The sequence below is a fragment of the Syntrophales bacterium genome, from assembly GCA_030655775.1.
Taxonomy (GTDB): domain Bacteria; phylum Desulfobacterota; class Syntrophia; order Syntrophales; family JADFWA01; genus JAUSPI01.
Map to the genome: position 1 here is coordinate 1 of JAUSPI010000196.1, position 2,666 is coordinate 2,666.

Genomic DNA, 2,666 nt, shown 5'->3' on the forward strand with positions numbered 1-2,666 from the left:
CCATGGCAATACTCCTGAGTCAGGCAATACTCCTGAGATATTGTGTCGGTCAGCGCGCATGATCGCGCCCTAATCCCGGTGTGCCGGGCGCTGGCGTATGGTAGTGTCGTGTCAACGATACTCTGTCATTTCGAAGGAGTCTTCACGACTGAGAAATCTTAGATTTCTCCCTGGCCCAGACCTGGCTTGCATGGACAGCGGAATCACCCAAAGATGTCGTGCCAGGGCAGGCCCTGCGGTTGAAATGACATTTTTTGATTGACACGACACTACTTGAACTTAATCATTAAATCTATAGATAATGTCTCCCTTCTTAACCATCCCGATCTCACTTCTTGCTACCATTTCTATGTACTGCAGATTATTTCTCAGCAACACTATTTTTTTCTCTAATTCTTCGTTTTTATGGGTCATTTGCTCATTTGTTTTCCTTATAGCTGCCAGCTTCTCTTTGATCATGTAGTTGTCCACAAAGCCTTTGTCTCCAAAGGTGATCAGAAGCCCCATTAGTAAAAGAAATATTATTAAATATCTGCCAACTTTCATTACGAGAAACATCCTTATTATAAAGCGGAAAACTAAAAACACCCTTTTTATCAATGGATTATATTACACATATTTTAATTATGCAATATTAAAAGTTTTTCAAGTTTTCTGTTTAAAATATGAGATTTAACGCTTTTGCAGAAAGTTCAACAGGTAGAAAGGTTCAATTCACAGATAGGATCTGTCATTTGATGGGAGGAGTTGTTGAGGTTTACCTAAGAGAAAATCTCCCCTCTTAATCCACTCCTTCAGAACATTCGAAATTTCTCTTGCTTTGTAGTAACTTGACAGGGGAGCTGTAGCTATTTTCGTTCCATTAAGGTTTATCGAACCACTTTTCAATTCTTTGTAGCTCACTTCACCAAGGCTTTTTAGTGTCCCATTCGGATAATCCATACTGTAATCATAAACTTGAGTATAAATATCCTCATCCCTTACGGCCGTATAACGTACCATTTCCTCATTGAGTATTGGTATCGGGATACCAATACCAACATAGAGTGAAACCCCATAGCCTAACATACTTGCCCCGACAAGCCATTCGGGTTTCATCTCTTTCAGATTTCCGATGGTCGCAACGGTTCCCGCCCCTTGCTTTGGAACTCCATTCTCACCTCTTGGAACAGAGGAGTTGTGCTGGGTTCCATGCCAGGCTACATAACCCTGAGCACCTCCTAAAAAAATTCTTGTACCGATACCAATAGTTTTGTAATACGGGTCATTGAACAGGGGGCTTAACTGCCGGGACGTGGCGTAATTTGCATTAGCCATACGGGGTCTAAGCACACCCATATAGGTATAGATAGTCTTGTCAGACATGTTTACAGCACAATTGTAGTTCTGATAAGCATTTCTGGGATTGAACAGAAAGGCATCATGCAAGTCGTTAATTGTTATATTCTTTTCATATCTCCGGGCTGGATAACAATCGGTTCCATAACCCTCAAGGCGTAATCTTATCACATTGCCTGCAACCAGATCCTCGATGACGTGTCCACCACCATAATTAAATTCACCAGGATAAACGCTATTTAGAGGATCGCCTTCTGCTACTTCTGTTGCACCAATATAACAATCTACAGCCGCAATACCTCCATAAGCTGATACATCATTAAGCCATACTTTCGAAGCCCTTATCCTCGGAGATGTGTGGCCAAAGTTAATAAAGGCGCCGGATGAACACATGGGACTGAAAGTTCCTGTGGTGACAACGTCTACCTTCCTTGCTGCTTCCAGCTCCCCATTTTTTTCCACGATATCTATAATTTCTTCGGCTGTAACCACCACGGCTTTGCCTTTTTTTATCTTTTCGTTAATTTCTTTGTATGTCTTATTGACCTTGAATTTTTTCATCAATCCACGACCTTCATTGGTTAAAGTTCTGAGTTCTGAGTTCAAAGTTCAAAGTTTGAAGTCTATACATGTTTTTTTAAACCCTAAACACTGAACTCAGAACTCTGAACTCTTTTCACCCCGTATGCCCAAATCCTCCCTCACCTCTCAAGGTTTCATCCAACTTCTTCTTTAAATTCCACGTCACCCTGCAGACACGATGTATGACCATTTGCGCAATTCGATCACCCCTCGTTACTACAAATAGTTTTTTTCCGTGATTTATCATAATTATCTTAATTTCCCCGCGATAATCCATATCTATAGTACCAGGGGAATTTATCAACGTTATGCCATTTCTTATGGCAAGACCACTCCGTGGTCTGATCTGTGCTTCGTACCCCTCCGGAAGCGCAATTGCAATACCGGTTGGGATAATCTTTCTCTCTCCGGGAAGAATAAACTCTTCTTTCTCTACTGCTGCGAAAATATCCATTCCTGCTGAGCCCTCGGTCATGTAACGGGGGAGTGGAATATCTTTGCCGCTGTCCAATCTTTCAATGGATACTCTTATTTCCTCCATACCCAAACCAACCAGCCTATACTGTTGGATTTCGTTCCTCAACCCAACCTGCAATCTGCGGCGACAAAGCCGCAACCCCAAAAGTGCCTAAAGTTTGAAGTGCCTAAAGTGAGCTAAAGTTAATGTACACGCCTTCGGCGCGGTCAAATTCGAAACAGGCTGCGCTGAAAGCGCATTTTTTAACTTTAGTCACTTTAGCTCACTT

The 2,666-nt window shown here is 42.0% G+C and carries 3 protein-coding genes; all 3 read right to left on the reverse strand.

Annotated features, from left to right (window positions below):
* Positions 1-279: 279 nt before the first annotated feature.
* Entirely contained in the window at positions 280-546 is a 267-nt protein-coding gene (locus Q7J27_10650; GenBank protein MDO9529603.1) for a septum formation initiator family protein, read from the reverse strand.
* 168 nt (positions 547-714) lie between these two features.
* Complete coding sequence (locus tag Q7J27_10655) at positions 715-1,899, reverse strand: homocysteine biosynthesis protein (GenBank protein MDO9529604.1); 1,185 nt, start codon at positions 1,897-1,899, stop codon at positions 715-717.
* Positions 1,900-2,014: 115 nt separating this feature from the next.
* Positions 2,015-2,461: a dUTP diphosphatase gene (gene dut / locus Q7J27_10660; GenBank protein MDO9529605.1), complete on the reverse strand. Its 447-nt coding sequence runs from the start codon at positions 2,459-2,461 to the stop codon at positions 2,015-2,017.
* Between the last annotated feature and the right edge of the window lie 205 nt (positions 2,462-2,666).